Source organism: Actinomadura graeca (assembly GCF_019175365.1).
Lineage (GTDB): Bacteria > Actinomycetota > Actinomycetes > Streptosporangiales > Streptosporangiaceae > Spirillospora > Spirillospora graeca.
The window spans coordinates 1347824-1362540 of sequence record NZ_CP059572.1 but is presented as its reverse complement, the minus strand read 5'-3'; the positions used below and the strand labels follow the sequence as shown (position 1 = coordinate 1362540).

General features: G+C 74.0%; 14 protein-coding genes. 8 read left to right on the top strand and 6 right to left on the bottom strand.

Annotated features, from left to right (window positions below; all coding sequences use genetic code 11):
• Positions 1 to 7: 7 nt before the first annotated feature.
• Both AGRA3207_RS06310 and AGRA3207_RS06305 read right to left on the bottom strand, forming a co-directional pair.
• Positions 8 to 1678 (bottom strand): nitrite/sulfite reductase, encoded by a 1671-nt coding sequence (locus tag AGRA3207_RS06310; protein ID WP_231333604.1) that lies wholly within the window; start codon positions 1676 to 1678, stop codon positions 8 to 10.
• 272 nt (positions 1679 to 1950) lie between these two features.
• A complete protein-coding gene (locus tag AGRA3207_RS06305) occupies positions 1951 to 2136 on the bottom strand; it encodes a hypothetical protein (protein WP_231333603.1) in 186 nt (61 codons plus the stop codon).
• A 234-nt stretch (positions 2137 to 2370) separates the two neighbouring features.
• Here AGRA3207_RS06305 and AGRA3207_RS06300 point away from each other — a divergent pair, with 234 nt between their 5' ends.
• From AGRA3207_RS06300 to AGRA3207_RS06290, 3 genes are all read left to right on the top strand, one after another.
• Positions 2371 to 3516 (top strand): YihY/virulence factor BrkB family protein, encoded by a 1146-nt coding sequence (locus tag AGRA3207_RS06300; protein ID WP_231333602.1) that lies wholly within the window; start codon positions 2371 to 2373, stop codon positions 3514 to 3516.
• Between the two features lie 59 nt (positions 3517 to 3575).
• Positions 3576 to 4562 (top strand): phosphotriesterase family protein, encoded by a 987-nt coding sequence (locus AGRA3207_RS06295; protein WP_231333601.1) that lies wholly within the window; start codon positions 3576 to 3578, stop codon positions 4560 to 4562.
• 209 nt (positions 4563 to 4771) lie between these two features.
• Positions 4772 to 5473 carry a phosphoribosyltransferase gene (locus AGRA3207_RS06290; protein WP_231333600.1) on the top strand — a complete coding sequence of 234 codons (702 nt, stop codon included), beginning with the start codon at positions 4772 to 4774 and terminating at the stop codon, positions 5471 to 5473.
• Positions 5474 to 5714: 241 nt separating this feature from the next.
• Here AGRA3207_RS06290 and AGRA3207_RS06285 read toward each other — a convergent pair whose 3' ends face one another.
• The 4 genes from AGRA3207_RS06285 to AGRA3207_RS06270 form a co-directional block, all read right to left on the bottom strand.
• Positions 5715 to 6011 (bottom strand): WhiB family transcriptional regulator, encoded by a 297-nt coding sequence (locus tag AGRA3207_RS06285; RefSeq protein ID WP_021600082.1) that lies wholly within the window; start codon positions 6009 to 6011, stop codon positions 5715 to 5717.
• A gap of 184 nt (positions 6012 to 6195) precedes the next feature.
• Positions 6196 to 7104, bottom strand: a complete 909-nt coding sequence (locus tag AGRA3207_RS06280) for a sucrase ferredoxin (RefSeq protein WP_231333599.1) — start codon at positions 7102 to 7104, stop codon at positions 6196 to 6198.
• Positions 7105 to 7230: 126 nt separating this feature from the next.
• Positions 7231 to 8793 (bottom strand): glycerol-3-phosphate dehydrogenase/oxidase, encoded by a 1563-nt coding sequence (locus AGRA3207_RS06275; RefSeq protein ID WP_231333598.1) that lies wholly within the window; start codon positions 8791 to 8793, stop codon positions 7231 to 7233.
• On the bottom strand, positions 8790 to 9386 hold the full coding sequence (locus tag AGRA3207_RS06270) for a TetR/AcrR family transcriptional regulator (protein WP_231333597.1): 597 nt from the start codon (positions 9384 to 9386) through the stop codon (positions 8790 to 8792). Before AGRA3207_RS06270 ends, AGRA3207_RS06275 begins: the two co-directional genes overlap by 4 nt.
• A 57-nt stretch (positions 9387 to 9443) precedes the next feature.
• On the opposite strand from AGRA3207_RS06270, the gene AGRA3207_RS06265 reads away from it, so the two are divergent.
• From AGRA3207_RS06265 to AGRA3207_RS06245, 5 genes are all read left to right on the top strand, one after another.
• The gene (locus AGRA3207_RS06265) at positions 9444 to 11042 is read left to right on the top strand and encodes an FAD-binding oxidoreductase (protein WP_231336249.1); all 1599 of its coding nucleotides are present in this window, start codon (positions 9444 to 9446) and stop codon (positions 11040 to 11042) included.
• 2 nt (positions 11043 to 11044) lie between these two features.
• Positions 11045 to 11938 carry a diacylglycerol/lipid kinase family protein gene (locus AGRA3207_RS06260; RefSeq protein WP_231333596.1) on the top strand — a complete coding sequence of 298 codons (894 nt, stop codon included), beginning with the start codon at positions 11045 to 11047 and terminating at the stop codon, positions 11936 to 11938.
• A gap of 131 nt (positions 11939 to 12069) precedes the next feature.
• The gene (locus tag AGRA3207_RS06255) at positions 12070 to 12267 is read left to right on the top strand and encodes a hypothetical protein (RefSeq protein WP_231333595.1); all 198 of its coding nucleotides are present in this window, start codon (positions 12070 to 12072) and stop codon (positions 12265 to 12267) included.
• Between the two features lie 245 nt (positions 12268 to 12512).
• A complete protein-coding gene (locus AGRA3207_RS40080; RefSeq protein ID WP_338028259.1) occupies positions 12513 to 13019 on the top strand; it encodes a DUF485 domain-containing protein in 507 nt (168 codons plus the stop codon).
• A complete protein-coding gene (locus tag AGRA3207_RS06245) occupies positions 13016 to 14674 on the top strand; it encodes a solute symporter family protein (protein WP_420830875.1) in 1659 nt (552 codons plus the stop codon). Before AGRA3207_RS40080 ends, AGRA3207_RS06245 begins: the two co-directional genes overlap by 4 nt.
• Positions 14675 to 14717 lie beyond the last annotated feature (43 nt).

Here is a 14717-nt window from a genome sequence, read left to right as displayed (position 1 = left end):
CCCTTGATTACTTCAGGTCTGCTTCGTCGGCGCGGTGCACCCATGCGGCGAACGTCTCGCCCTCGGTGCGCTGCGCGTCGAAGTTCCGCACGACCCGTTCGACGTAGTCGGTCAGCCCGGCCGAGGTCGTCTTCAGCCCGCGGACCTTCTTGCCGAACGACGCGCCCAGCTGCCCGCCCAGATGGATCTGGAAGCCCTCGACCTGGTCGCCGTTCTCGTCCACGACGAGCTGGCCCTTCAGTCCGATGTCGGCGACCTGGATGCGGGCGCAGGCGTTGGGGCAGCCGTTGACGTTGATGGTCAGCGGCTGGTCGAAGTCCGGGAGCCGCTTCTCCAGCTCGTCCATCAGGTCCATCGAGCGCTGCTTGGTCTCGACGATCGCGAGCTTGCAGTACTCGATGCCCGTGCACGCCATCGTCTGGCGCCGGAACGTGGAGGGGCGGACCTGCAGGTCGTGCTCGGCCAGAGCGTCCGCGAGCGCCTCGGTGTCCTCCTCGGGCACGTCGAGGATGACCAGCTTCTGCTCGATGGTCGTGCGGACGCGGCCCGAGCCGTAGCGAGCCGCCAGGTCGGCGATGACGCCGAGCAGCTCGCCGTTCACCCGTCCCACGCGGGGCGCGAACCCCACGTAGAACCTCCCGTCCCGCTGCGGGCGGATGCCGACGTGGTCGCGGCGGGCGAGCGGGGCGTCCGGCTCGGGGCCGTCCGGCAGCGCGTACCCGAGGTACTCCTTCTCCAGCACCTCGCGGAACTTCTCCGGGCCCCAGTCGTTCATCAGGAACTTCAGCCGGGCGCGGCTGCGCAGCCGCCGGTAGCCGTAGTCACGGAAGATCGACACGACGCCGTGCCACACCTCGTGCGCCTGCGCGGGCTTGACGAACACGCCGAGGCTCTTGGCGAACATCGGGTTCGTGGACAGCCCGCCGCCCACGTACAGCTGGTAGCCGGTCTCGCCCGCCTCGTTCACGACGCCGGTGAAGGCGATGTCGTTGATCTCGTGGACGGTGCAGTGCGACGTGCAGCCCGACAGCGCCGTCTTGAACTTGCGCGGCAGGTTGGAGAACTCGGCCGAGCCGATGTAGCGGTCGTGGATGTCGCGCAGCTGCGGCGTCGCGTCGATGACCTCGTCCGCCGCGATCCCGGCCAGCGGGCAGCCGATGATCGTCCGGGGGGTGTCGCCGCACGCCTCGGTGGTGTGCAGCCCGACGGCCTCCAGCGCCTCCCAGATCGCCGGGACGTCCTCGATCCGCACCCAGTGCAGCTGGACGTTCTGCCGGTCGGTGATGTCGGCGGTCCCGCGGGCGTAGCGGGTCGAGATGTCGGCGATGGTCCTCAGCTGGTCGCCGCTGAGCTGACCGCCGTCGATGCGGATCCGCATCATGAAGTAGCGGTCGTCGAGCTCCTCGTCCTCAAGCGCACCGGTCTTGCCCCCGTCGATCCCCGGCTTGCGCTGGGTGTAGAGGCCGTACCAGCGGAAGCGGCCGCGCAGGTCGGCCGGGTCGATGGAGTCGAAGCCGGCCTTGGAGTAGACGTCGATGATCCGGCGGCGGACGTTGAGCCCGTCGTCGTTCTTCTTGTTCTCCTCGTTCTTGTTCAGCGGTTCGCGATAGCCGAGGGCCCACTGGCCCTCGCCTTTCTTCTTGCGCTTGATCGCGGGTGGCACGGCGCGCGTCCTCATCTTGTGGTCGTGAGGGACACGTGGCGCACCGGCGGTCTCGTAAGCCGGCTCGGCACTGAGCTGGTCGGGGCGAAAGGTGACGCCGATGCACCACGCTCCCGGGCTGAGCAGGGCGTGGTCGGGGCGTCAGCGACAGATCGCGCTGCGGACGCGCAGGAAGTCGACGTGCCGGCGCTTCGCCAGCAACGGATCCGCAGCAGTCATGCCTAGACTCTGACACGACGTCTTGCGGACTGTCCAGTTACGTCCAGCATGCGAGCGCGTGAGAAGAGTCATCCCTGCCGCCTCCAGTTCACCTGCGGCTCCGCGGGCGGCGCGGTGTCCGGGTCCGGCCGCGTCGCGGCGGGGGGCCCCTCGGCGGGCGCGGGGGCGCCCGGGGCGGCGTGGTGCTGGCAGTCGCACCACGAGCCGCCACGGCACTCCCCGTGGTGGCGCTCCCGGCACGAACTGCAGATCACGCCTTCCATTGTCACCGATGGGCGGCGATGCTCGCACCGCACCGTAACGATCATGGTCCGGACGACGTTCCGGGTCGTCGAAGGGGGTAGGGGCGCGAGAATGTACGACCAGGGGGCGCCACGCCCCCCGGACCGACGGGACCGAGGGGCGGACGGCACGCGACGCGCGGAGTGGATCAGTGAAATGGGCGATGGGGAATGTTCCGGGCACGTAACGCTCTACCGTTGGACGGTGTGACCACCGTCTCAGACGCCGCGGGCGTCACCCCGGCCGGGGAGCCCGGCCCCGGGGCGGGCGCGGGAACCGGCCCGCAGGGGCCGGGTACCGGGCTGCCCGCCCGTGTCCGCGCGGGGGCGCGGACGGCCGCCCGGACGGTCTGGACGCTCGTCCGGGGCACCGCGGTCGCCGCGTTCCGCCACCGGGTCACGGGCCTGGCGGCCGAGGCCGCGTTCTTCGCCCTGCTGTCGCTGCCCCCGCTGGTCATCGGGCTGATCGGCACGATGGGCCACTTCCGCGGGGCGCTCGGCGCCGAGACGGTCGCCGAGATCCGCTCCTGGCTGATCGAGCACGCCCGGACCGTCCTGACCGGGCCGGCGATGGACACGGTCGTCGTCCCGCTGATCGACGACGTGATCAAGGGGGGCAGCCCCGACATCGTCTCGGTCAGCTTCCTGATCTCGCTGTGGGCCGGTTCCCGGGCCACCAACGTCTACGTCGACACGATCACCATCGCCTACGGGCTGTCGGGCATCCGCGGCGTGATCCGCACCCGGCTGCGCGCGTTCCTGCTGTACCTCGTCGGCCTGCTGGTGATGCTGATCCTCATCCCGCTGCTGGTCGCGGGGCCCGCGCTGGTGCGGCGGGCGCTGCCGGACGGCGCCGGGTTCGTCCTGCTGGCCTACTGGCCGTTCGTCGTGTCGCTGTCGGTCGCGTTCCTGGCGACGCTCTACCACATGAGCGTCCCGGTGCGGACGGCGTGGTGGCGCGAGGTGCCCGGCGCGGTCGTCGCGCTGCTGATGTGGATCCTCGGCAGCGTCACCCTCCGGCTCTACCTGACCGGCTCGCTGAGCGGGGTGTCGGTGTACGGCTCGCTCGCCGCCGCGATCGCCGTGCTGGCCTGGCTGTACGTGGCCGCGCTCGCGGTGCTGATCGGGGCGGCGCTGAACGCCGAGATCGACCGGCTGTGGCCGAGCGCCGGCACCGCGCGGGCACGGGCCGTCCGGGACGCCGGCGGGGAGGAGCCCGGGGATTCGGTCGGCGGGGCCCCGGCGGGCCCCTCCACGGCGCCGGCGGGGGAGCACTCCGCCGGGAGCGCCGCCGACCAGGTCGGCGGGCCTGCCGCGGGGCGGCCCCGCAAGGGCGCGGACGATGCGGCGTAGGTAAAAACTGCTGCGACTGACATCCTGAAAATGGCAAATATGTCGTAGCCTCGCCTGACATGACCCCCCGTGAGGAGACCGGCCGGCTCCGGACCGTGACCGGCACGATCGCGACGTCCGACATCACCGGGCCGGTGCTCTCCCACGAGCACCTGCAGATGGACCTGCGCTGGCCGTCCCGTCCCCGGCGGGCCGAGTCCGACCCCTACCGCTGGCTGGACGAGGAGAAGGCCGTCACGCGGGAGCTGGCGGCGCTGCGCGGCGAGCACGGGCTCGGCCTCGTCGTCGACCTCACCTGCACGGGCATGGGACGCAACGCGGCCGCGCTCGCCCGGATCAGCGCCGGTGCGCGGGTGGCCGTGGTCGCCGGCACGGGCGTGTTCACCGAGCCGTTCCACCCCCGGTACGTCCAGGACGCCCTCGCCGCCGGGGCCGCCGGGGACGGCCCGTCCGGCGTCGACCGGCTCGCCGAGCGGCTGCTCGCCGAGATCGGCTTCGGCCTGGACGGCACCAACTCCCTGCCCGGCGTGATCGGGGAGATCGGCACCTGGGGCGAGGCGCCCACGGAGGCGGAGGAGGCGTGCCTGCGGGCCGCCGCCCAGGCCGCCCGGTACTCCGGGCTGTCGGTGGCCACCTACGGCCGCGCCGGGCTCGCCCAGCTGGAGATCCTCACCGCGGCCGGGCTGTCCCCGCAGCGGGTCGCGGTCGGGCAGCAGGACCGCGTGGACGACCCGGGCCAGCACCGCAAGATCGCCGAGACCGGGGCGTACGTGTCGTTCGGCACGCTCGGGCTCGCGGGCGAGGACCACGCGGCCATCGGCGCCCGCGTCCGCGCCGTCATGGACCTGCTGGAGGCCGGGCACGGGGGCCGGGTCCTGCTGAGCACCGGCGTCTCCCGGATGTCCCAGGTCGTCCGCAACGGGGGCGGCGGCTACGGCTACCTGTTCGAGGTCTTCCTGCCCGCCCTGCGCGCCGCGGGCGCCGACGACGCGACCCTGGCCGCCATCCTGCGGGACAACCCCCTGCGCTGGCTGACGGGCGCCTAGAGCGCGTCCGGGGCCGGGACACGTAAGCCCGCCCGGTCCTGGGTAGGGCTAGCCACGAACCGCTTCAGAGCGGTCTCGACCGTCACGCGAGCGCGTCACCTGCCCGGCAGGGCGAGGCCGGAGCCGCGTCCCGCCGGGCTTGCGCGAAGCGATGCCGCGCCCGGGAGGGCCGGGGCCGCTCGCCGCGACCCCGGGAGGGGGGTGCGCCGATGCCGTGGAGCAAGGTCCCGCGCGAGGACCCGTGGAAGGCCGGGCCCGTGCGGCTGCCCTACACCGACCGCGCCGAGGCGGGGCGGGTGCTCGCCCGGCGGCTGGCGCCGCTGGGGCTGGAGGGCGCCGTGGTGCTCGCCCTGCCGCGCGGCGGGGTGCCGGTGGGGCACGAGGTCGCCCGGCGTCTCGGCGGGCCGCTGGACGTCCTGGTGACCCGCAAGATCGGTTATCCGCCGCAGCCCGAGCTGGGCGTCGGGGCCATCGCGGAGGGCGGCTCGCCGGTGTTCGACCGGGAGCTGCTCGGGCGGCTCGGGCTGGACGAGGACGACCTCGCCCCGGTCGTGGAGGCCGAGCGCGCCGAGCTGGTCCGCCGCGTCCGCGTCTACCGGGGCGGCAGGCCGCTGCCGGAGACGGCCGGGCGGGCGGTCGTCGTCGTGGACGACGGGCTCGCCACCGGCGGTACCGCCCGCGCGGCCCTGCGGGCGGTGCGCGGGCACCGGCCGTCCCGGCTGCTGCTGGCGGTGCCGGTGGGCGCCGCCGAGACCGTCCGGGCGCTGGAGGCGGAGGGATGGGCCGAGCGGGTGGTGGTCCCGGCGGCGCCCTGGGAGTTCCGGGCGGTCGGCCAGTGGTACCGCGACTTCGGGCAGCTCGCCGACGACGACGTGATCGACTGGCTGGCCCGCCCGGGGGCGGGCGCCTGAGAATGGATCGTGTGAATTTCCGGGAATAAGCCGCGCGGCCCCTCCCGGTGCGGTACCGCATCGGAAATCCGGGCGCCGTTGTGACGCACATGTGACACACATGTGACCGGGTGGTCCGCGGCGGCCCCGACAGGAGTCCGGCCCCGGGCAACGCAAACGGCCCCGCGGTGCGGGGCCGTGACGTTTTTCGGTGGCGTGCCGGGGTGCGCGAAGGGAGCGTTCGGGCGGACGGTCCGGTCCGCTAGGCGGCGTTGGCGCGACGCATGCGGCGACGGCGCTCGGACGCGCGCTCGTCTTCGTTGAGGCCGCCCCACGTGCCGTACTTCTCGGGCCGGGACACCGCATAGTCCAGGCACTCCGTCCGGACCGGGCAGCCCATGCAGATCTGCTTCGCCTTGCGCTCGCGGATCTCACGTTCGGGCTGGCGCTCGCCGTCGGGACCGAAGAAGAGGACGAGGTCTTCCCCCCGGCACGCCGCGGCGTCCTGCCAGCCCCAGCTGGGACGAGGGAGGTTTGCCTGCCGACGTACCTGAGCCATGGAACACCCACCTTGATTGGTTTCGAACAATTTCGGGACATGGACGCTCGACATGCTTCGGGTGACATGCGTCAGAAGCGCCGAATGGTCCAACGTCTGGAGTTGCCGCTCTGTTCCCCGTCCGGTTACTCCGGAAACCTGGGGTCGTGCGACAGGGGAGCCCTCGAATGGGGCCTCCGCGAGATTACACGAGGGCCGCCTCGTTGAGAAGGGTGAGTTCCCTAACAACGTAGGTTCTTTGGTTCTCGTCACAGTCCGCTCCGCATGGATGGGACTGCTCGACGGCCTCGACGACGACCCGGTAACGGCTCTTCCGGCTGGCGACGACCGCCTCGTGGCGCGAGGTCCCGGAGAGGGACTCGATGGTGATCGCGTCCAGCCCCAGCAGGCCCGTGAACGCCCTGACGTGGTGCTCCGCGGCCTGTGCGGGCTCCGGCAGCCCCGCCCGGCCGCGCAGCCGGCCGAGGACGACCTCCCCCCGCAGGTACCCCTCCACAGCGCTCACGGCCTCGGTCTCGCCGAGGTCGCCGTAGTAGAGCCCGTGAGGAAGACATACCAAATTCGCTGCGAAACGGTCACCGCCGACATGTGTGGTTTCCCAGACAAGGTGCTCGAAACGTCTGGCGAGGGATCGGGCCAGCGGGCCGCCCGTCCGCGCGCAGCAGGTGTTGCGCCGGCCGTGCGTGCAGACCAGCAGGACGGGCTCTGTGACCGGCTCGCCGAAGCCCGGCCGGGTACCGGCCGCGAGGGCGTCGAGGTCGAGTCCGGCCAGCTCAGAGGGGTCGGCGAGCTCACGCCCCTCGATCCAGACCTCGTCGCCGAGCGAGTACGCGGCGTAGACCTGGAGCGGCGGCGGTGTGCGCCGCCGGCGTCCGGGCCGGCGGATGAGCTGGGGCCGGACGCCCTTCGCCTGCGCCGCCCGGACGGCCTCGGCGACCGGCCCGGGGGAGGTCAGCCGCTCGACGCGCCCGGGCCAGGGGCCGGGGTGCTCGATGAGCAGCCAGGCGCCCGCCTTGGCCGTCGCGCTGGCCAGGCACGGGCGTTCGCCCGTGTGGCTCCCGGGGCAATGCCCGCAGCCCTTCCCGCGCGTCAAAGAATCCCCCCGACGTTCAGTGATCGCTATTAGGTAAGGGTAACCTAACATCTCTGGATCATGCCAGACGGGGTGACGGGTTCCCTACGCCATGTTGACTCTTTGTCACCATGGCGTGACATGAGGTCATCGCTCCCGTGTCCGCCCGCCGTCGGCCCGGAACGGCAGGTGCGCCTCGGCTGCGGGCAGCGCGGCGGCCCGGTCGGACGCCACGAGCCCGATCCGCGTCCGCCGGTCGAGGAGGTCGCCGGCGTCCAGGGCGCCCTCGTGCCGGACGGCCCACGCCAGCTCCGCCCCCAGCACCGGCAGCCCCGGGACGACCGGCTCCAGCAGGGACGGATCGTCCTCCGCCATCCCGGCCAGGAGCGGCGCCTCCGTCCCGTACCGCCGGACGAGGAGCCCGGGGGCGTCGAGGGCGGCGAGCCGCTGCGGCGCCGCCGCGCCGACGAGCGGGATGCGCGCCGTGCGGCCCGGGCCCGCGTCCAGGCCCTGCGCCGCCACTACGGCGTCCACCGCGTCCTGCGCCATCCGCCGGTAGGTGGTCAGCTTGCCGCCGACGACCGTGACCACGCCGTCCCGCGAGGTCAGGATCGCGTGGCGGCGTGAGAGGTCGGCGGTGCCGCCACCGCGGCCGGTGTCCAGCAGGGGGCGCAGCCCGGCGAAGGCACCGAGCACGTCCTCCCTCCGCAGCGGGACGTCCAGCACCGGGCCGAGGACGTCGAGCAGGAACCTGATCTCGCCCGGCGTCGGCTCCGGCACGTCGGGGACCGGGCCGTCGGCCGGCTCGTCGGTCAGGCCGACGTACACGCGCCCGTCGCCCTGCGGGAGCACCAGCACGAACCGCCCGGCCTCGCCGGGCACCGGGACCTGGAGGCCCGCCGACGGCCCGCCCAGCGTCTCCGCCCGCACGACCAGGTGGGTGCCCCGGGACGGGCGCAGCCGCACGCCGTCCACCAGGCCGCCCGCCCACACCCCGGCCGCGTTCACGACCGCGCGGGCCCGCACGGTGACCTCCCGGCCGGTCAGCTCGTCCCGGACGAGCGCGCCGTCACCGGCCACCGCCACCGCCCGGCACCGGGTCAGGACGCGGGCGCCGTGCGCGGCGGCCGTGCGCGCCACCGCGACGACCAGGCGCGCGTCGTCGGCGAGCCGCCCGTCCCAGGACAGCAGCCCGCCGCGCAGCCCGTCCGCGCGCAGCCCCGGCGCGAGGCGCAGCGCCCCGGCCGCCGACAGCCGGCGCGGGCCGGGCAGCACCGACCGCGGGGTGCCGGCGGCGAGCCGCAGCGCGTCCCCGGCGCGCAGCCCGGCGCGGGCGAGCGCCGCCTGCCCGCGCGGCACCTGCGGCGTCAGCGGCAGGACGAACGGGAGCGCCCGCACCAGGTGCGGGGCCGTCCGGCACATCAGCACGCCGCGCTCGGCGGCGCTCTCCCGCGCCACGCCCACCTGACCGGACGCCAGGTAGCGCAGCCCGCCGTGGATCAGCTTCGAGCTCCACCGGGACGTGCCGAACGCCAGGTCGTGGGCGTCGACGGCGGCCACCGACAGGCCGCGGGACGCGGCGTCCAGGGCCACCCCGGCGCCGGTCGCGCCGAGGCCGACGACGAGCACGTCCACCACCTCGTCCGGGAGCGCGGCCAGCTCGCGGGCCCGCCGCGCGGCGTTGAGCGAGGACCGCCGGGGCGCGCTCACGGCGCGAGCATCCTGTCCAGGACGTGGCGGAGCTCGCCGTCGAGGGCGGCGGCGGACAGCTCCGGGTCGTCCCCGCCGGTCATCGTCGGCCCCGAGAGCGCGAACGACTGGACGACGAGCAGCAGCGCGCGCGCCTGCCGGGCGGGCGGGCCGGGGCGGACCGTCCCGTCCGCCTGCCCGGCCCGCAGCGCCTCCTCGAACAGCCCCAGGAACACGTGCTGGCTGGTGCCGAGCCGGTCCAGGACGTAGGGGAGCAGCAGCTCGGGGTCCACCTCGACGATCTTGCGGAGCAGCGGGTGCGCGCGGAACGCCGCGACCCCGGCGACCAGCCCCTCCACCAGCCGGGGACGGACGGGCCCGCCGTCGTCCGGCGGCCGCACGGCGGCGCCGATCCCGACCCACTCGCGGGTCATCAGGTCCGCGACGATCGTGCGGACGTCCGGCCAGCGCCGGTACAGCGTCATGCGGGAGACGCCGGCGCGGCGGGCGATGTCGGTGAGGGTCGTCCGGCGCACGCCGACCGCCAGCACGCAGTCGCGCGCCGCGTCCAGGACCGCGTCGTCGGCCGCCTTGTTGTGACGATTCGACGTCATATGTCACAGTGTAAGCACAGGCGGGCGGGACGGGGAGGCGCGGTGGAGACGCGGGACATGCTGTGGAGCGGCTGGGGCGACCCCGCCCGGGCCACGGCGCTGCCGGACCCCGTGGCCGCGCTCCTGCGCGAGCTGCTCGGCGTGCGGCCCGCGGCCGTGCCGACGGTCGCCCTCCAGGACGTCGAGGTCCCTGATAGCCGCCTCGCCCCGGACGATCTGGCCGCGCTCGCCGCGGACGTCGGCGCCGCGCACGTCCGCACCGGCGCCGAGGCGCGCATCCGGCACACGCGCGGCAGGTCCACCTCCGACCTGCTGCGCATCCGCGCCGGCGAGGTCTCCGACGCCCCCGACGCCGTCGTCCTGCCCGCGTCCCACGACGAGGTCCTCGCCGTGCTCCGCACCTGTACCGCGCGGCGGATCGCGGTCGTCCCCTACGGCGGCGGCACGTCCGTCGTGGGCGCCCTCACCCCGCCGCGCGCGAGCCTGCCCGGCGGGAGGACGGGCGGGTTCGCCGCCCTCGACCTGCGGCGGATGGACGCGCTCGTAACGCTGGACGAGACGTCCAGGACGGCCGTCCTGGAGCCCGGGCTGCGCGGTCCGGCGGCCGAGGCGCTGCTGGGCGCGCGCGGGTACACGCTCGGGCACTTCCCGCAGTCGTTCGCATGGGCGTCGGTCGGCGGCTTCGCCGCGGCGCGGTCCAGCGGGCAGGCGTCCGCGGGGTACGGGCGGTTCGACGACATGGTGGTGGCGCTCACCGCCGCCACACCCGAGGGCACCCTGGAACTCGGCCGCGCGCCGAAGTCCGCCGCCGGGCCCGACCTGCGGCAGCTCGTCCTCGGCTCCGAGGGCGCCTTCGGGGTGATCACGTCGGTGACCGTCCGCGTCCACCCCGTCCCGGAGACGAGGGCCTACGAGGGCTGGCGGTTCGCGTCCTTCGAGCAGGGCACGGCGGCGCTGCGGGGGCTGGCCCAGGACGGCCCGCTCCCCGCCGTCCTCCGCCTGTCCGACGAGGCCGAGACCATGGCCGGCCTCGCCGACCCCGCCGCGATCGGCTCCTCACGGGACGCCGGGTGCCTGGCCGTCCTCGGGTTCGAGGGCACCCGGGCGGCGGTCGCCGGACGCCGGGCCCGGGCGGCGGAGGCGCTGGCAGCCGCGGGCGGCGAACCGCTCGGCGCCGGGCCGGGAGACAGGTGGGAACACGGCCGGTTCGACGCCCCCTACCTGCGCGACGCGCTGCTCGACGCAGGCGCGTTCGTGGAGACACTGGAGACCGCCGCGTTCTGGTCGGGCGTCCCGCGGCTGTACGAGGCCGTCCGGTGCGCCCTGACCGGCGCGCTCTCCGGCGCCGGCACGCCGCCGCTGGTCATGTGCCACATCTCGCACGTCTACCCGTCCGGCGCGTCGCTGTACTTCACCGTCGTCTGCGCCCAGGGCACCGACCCGGTCGCGCACTGGGCGGCGGCCAAGCGCGCGGCCTGCGACGCGATCGCCGAGGCCGGCGGGACGATCAGCCACCACCACGGCGTGGGCACCGACCACCGCGACTGGTACGCCCGGGAGATCGGGCCGCTCGGCGGCGCGGTGCTGCGCGCCGTCAAGGACCGGCTGGACCCGGCCGGGATCCTCAGCCCCGGCGTGCTCGTCCCGGGGGAGTAGCGATGGCGCGCGCGTTCACCGCGATCGTCAACCCGGCCGCGGGCGGGGCGGCGGCCGGGCCGGCGCTGGCGCCGATCGCCCGGCTTCTGCGGGAGGCGGGCGCCGACGTCGGCGTCGAGCACAGCCGCGGCCTGGAGCACGCCGGGAGCCTCGCGCGCCGCGCGGCCGGGGCCGGCCGGGTGGTCCTCGGGGTGGGCGGCGACGGCATGGTCGGCCGCGTCGGCGGTGCCCTGGCCGGGACGGACGCGGTCCTCGGCATCGTGCCCGCCGGGCGCGGCAACGACTTCGCGCGCCAGCTCGGCGTCCCGCCGGACCCGGCCGGGCTGGCCCGGCTGCTGCTGGACGGGGCCCCGCGGCCCGTGGACGTCATCGAGGCCAACGGCAGGCCCGTCCTCGGCAGCGTGTACGCGGGCGTGGACGCGGTCGCCAACCGCAACGCCAACAGGGCGCGGCTGCTGCGCGGCCCGGTGGCGTACTACGCCGGGGCGCTGCGCGCCGTCGCGTCGTGGCGGCCCGCCGACTACCGCGTGACCGTGGACGGCGAGGAGCACCGGCGGCTCGGGTACACGGTCGTCGCCGCCAACTCCGGCTACTACGGCTCCGGCAGGCGCATCGCGCCCGGCGCCCGCGTGGACGACGGGATGCTGGACGTCGTGCTGATCCGGCACGCGCCCAGGACGCTGTTCTTCGCCGTGATGCGGGAGCTCTCGGACGGGTCGCACGTCCGGCGGCCCGAGGTGGAGGTGCTGCGCGGCCGTGAGGTGCGGATCGAGCTCGGCGAGGCGTCCGCCGCGTCGGGCCGGACGCTGCCCTACGGGGCCGACGGAGAACTGCCGGGCGTGCTGCCCGTGACGGCGCGGGTGATGCCGGGGGCGCTGCGCGTCCTGGCGCCCTGACCTGCGGTTCCGCCCGAAGGGCCCGAGATTTGGATCTCACGTTTGGGTCGGTTTACGTCGACGTTACGGCCCTCCGGATAGCGTCGTGTACGTCCCGCTTTCGGGACCTTGGGGCTGTCTGTGGAGGCATCATGGGAAGGCGACTGCTCGCCGTTCTGGGGGGACTCATGATGTCCGCGGGCGCCCTCGCCGTGGTGGCGCCGGTGTCTCTGGGGGTGGCGCCGGCGTCCACCACGCTCCGCTCCCCGCGGGACGGCGGGGTCCGCCCCGTCCCGATCCGGAGCCTGAGCGCTCCGGCGGCCGGCGCGGCGGCCCCGCGCTCCGCCTGACGCACCGCCCGACGCACCGGCCGGGACCGACCGGCCGGGCGTGAGGCGTTCGGCGTGCCGCGCCATACCGCACCGTCCGTGTGAGGTGGATCACGGTCTGGCATCGGGGTCGCATCGGGCGTGTATCCGTTCTCACATGCCGGTGGAGTTCTTGGTCATCTGGCCTGCATCGGCCATCCCTGTGGTGCATCGTTGCCGCGGTTCTCGGTGAGATTCGCAGTGGTGATCGTTCGGCGGAGGTGGTCGTGACAACCGAGTCATCAGGGCCGGGGCCCGCGTCAGGCGGGCTCGACAACGCGGCCTACGCGCAACTGAGGCGGTCGCCGGAGTTCGAGCGGCTGCGCCTCGCCTTCCGCCGTTTCGTGTTCCCCATGACGGCGGCCTTCCTCGTCTGGTATCTGCTCTACGTCGTGCTGTCGGCGTACGCGCGCGGCTTCATGGGCCACAAGCTCTTCGGCGAGATCAACGTGGCGCTGGTCTTCGGGCTGCTCCAGTTCGTCTCGACCTTCCTCATCGCCTGGACCTACGAGCGGTACGCGCGCGGCAAGCTCGAACCGCTCGCCGAGTCCGTGCGCGGCGCCGCCGCGTCCGCGGGACCCGGCGGCGCGGCCACCGCGCCAAAGAAGGCCGCCCCGGTGGAGAAGACCGCCCCGGTGGAGAAGACCGCCCCGGTGGAGAAGCCCGCTTCGGCGGCAAAGCCCGCCGAGCCCGCGAAGTCCGAGCCTGCGAAGTCCGAGGAGGACGGCGAGTGAGCCCCCAGCAGTTCGCCGCCCCCGTGCTGGCGGCCTCCGACAACGAGCACCGGACGTTCTCGCTCGTCCTGTTCGCGGCCTTCGTGGCGATCACCTTGTGGATCACCCTCTGGGCGTCGCGGCAGAACAAGACCGCCGCCGACTACTACGCGGGCGGACGGCAGTTCACCCCCATCCAGAACGGGCTCGCGATCAGCGGCGACTACATGTCGGCCGCGTCGTTCCTCGGCATCGCGGGCCTGTTCGCCCTGTCGGGCTACGACGGCTTCCTGTACTCCATCGGCTTCCTGGTCGCCTGGCTGGTCGCGCTGCTGCTGGTCGCCGAGCTGCTGCGCAACTCGGGCCGGTACACGATGGCCGACGTCCTGGCGTTCCGGATGCGGCAGCGGCCGGTCCGCGCCGCCGCCGGCATCTCCACCATCGTCGTGTCGATCTTCTACCTGCTCGCCCAGATGGTCGGCGCGGGCGCGCTGGTCGGCCTGCTGCTGGACGTCGACGGCGAGAGCGCCAAGATCTGGACGATCGTCGTCGTCGGCGCGCTGATGATCTTCTATGTGACGGTCGGCGGCATGAAGGGCACCACCTGGGTGCAGGTCGTCAAGGCCGTCATGCTCATGACCGGCGCGATCGTCATGACGGTGTGGGTGCTGTCGAAGTACAGCTTCAACCCGTCGGAGCTGCTCGGCGCCGCCGCCGACAAGAGCGGCAAGGGCGACGCGTTCCTCAAGCCGGGCCTGAAGTACGGCGCGACCAACGTGTGGTCCAAGCTCGACCTGCTCTCGCTCGGCCTCGCCCTCGTGCTCGGGACGGCCGGGCTGCCGCACATCCTGATCCGCTTCTACACCGTCCCGACGTCCCGCGCGGCCCGCACGTCCGTCAACTGGGCCATCGGCATCATCGGCGTGTTCTACCTGATGACGCTGGTCATCGGCTTCGGCGCCGCGGCCCTCGTCGGCGGCAAGGCCATCGCCGCGCAGGACAAGGGCGGCAACACCGCCGCGCCGCAGCTCGCCCAGGAGCTCGGCGGCGGCGCGGGGTCCACGGGAGGCGCGATCTTCCTGGCGATCATCGCGGCGGTCGCGTTCGCGACGATCCTCGCCGTGGTCGCGGGCCTCACGCTCGCCTCGTCGTCCTCGTTCGCGCACGACCTGTTCGCCAACGTGTTCAAGCGCGGCAAGGCCAGCGAGCGGGACGAGGTGGTGATGGCCCGCTACGCCGCCATCGTCATCGGCGCCGTCGCGATCGTGCTGTCGATCTTCGCGCGCGGGCTGAACGTGGCGTTCCTGGTCGCGCTGGCGTTCGCGATCGCCGCGTCCGCGAACCTCCCCACGCTGCTGTTCTCGCTGTTCTGGAAGCGGTTCAACACCGTGGGCGCCGTCGCGGGCATCTACGGCGGGCTCGTCTCTGCGGTCACGCTCGTGCTGCTCAGCCCGATCTGCTGGGGCGGCAAGTCCGACACCATCCCGAAGGGCAACGTGGACGCGCTGTTCAGCGAGACCACGGTGGCGCCGATCCCGCTGCAGAACCCGGGGCTCATCTCGATCCCGATCGGGTTCCTGTGCGCGTACCTCGGCACCGTCCTGTCCAAGGAGCGCACGGACGAGAAGTTCGCGGAGCTGGAGGTCCGGTCGCTGACCGGAACCGGCGCGCATTGAGCCGCCCCGGCCTCGGCCGGGTCGCTTGACGGCGGAACACCTC